1 pseudogene is annotated in these 661 nt (G+C 38.1%); it reads left to right on the top strand.

Annotated elements, in window-relative coordinates:
- Positions 1–661, top strand: a pseudogene (locus RB298_RS28025) (flagellar hook protein FliD); the annotation flags it as partial.

Below are 661 nucleotides of genomic sequence, written 5' to 3'. Positions count from 1 at the left end.
TTCTAGTATTGATCCGACGAAAAGCTTATGGTCTCAAAGGTGCAATAAAAACAGATCCAAGCGTTTGGACTGAGAAAACAGTGGAACAAGCGGCTATAACGTTAAGTGCTGATACTAGCACAATAAAATTAGCAAAGGGTTCTGTTTCTGCTGTAAATCAGGACACAGGCACTTTAAATTTTATCTCTGTTACCACTGAAGGTACAAGTAAAGAGTATAAAGTGACAATAGGAACAAAGGCGGAAACATTAGGTTCTGATGAAGTTTTCATTAACGAAGACACAGGTGAAATGACATTTGGTACCACATTAACAAGTGGCAGTACAATTGAAGCGTTTTCCTATCAGCAAAACGTGCTGAATTTTTCTATTACAACTTACGACAGCAATGGAAAAGCCACAGGAGATGGTCCAAACGGCAGCACCGTATTTGAATTTGACGGTTCCACCTCATTAAATACCGTTCTTACACAAATCAGCAATTCAAAAGCAGGTATTTCAGCTTTTTTTGATGAAGGAACGAATAAAGTTGTCATGACTCGTAAAGATACAGGAAATTTATCTTCTGCTGATAGTTTGGATGGTTCAAATGGTTCAAACATGGTTTTTTTAGGAGGGTTTTTGACAGGATTTTTGAAGCTCTCCGGTAATGCTAAAGGGAC

Origin of the sequence: Priestia sp. BR_2, assembly GCF_041954005.1 — a bacterium.
GTDB lineage: Bacteria > Bacillota > Bacilli > Paenibacillales > Paenibacillaceae > Paenibacillus_AQ > Paenibacillus_AQ lautus_A.
Note: the sequence above shows the minus strand (reverse complement) of the source record. Positions and strands in the feature narration are given on the sequence as shown.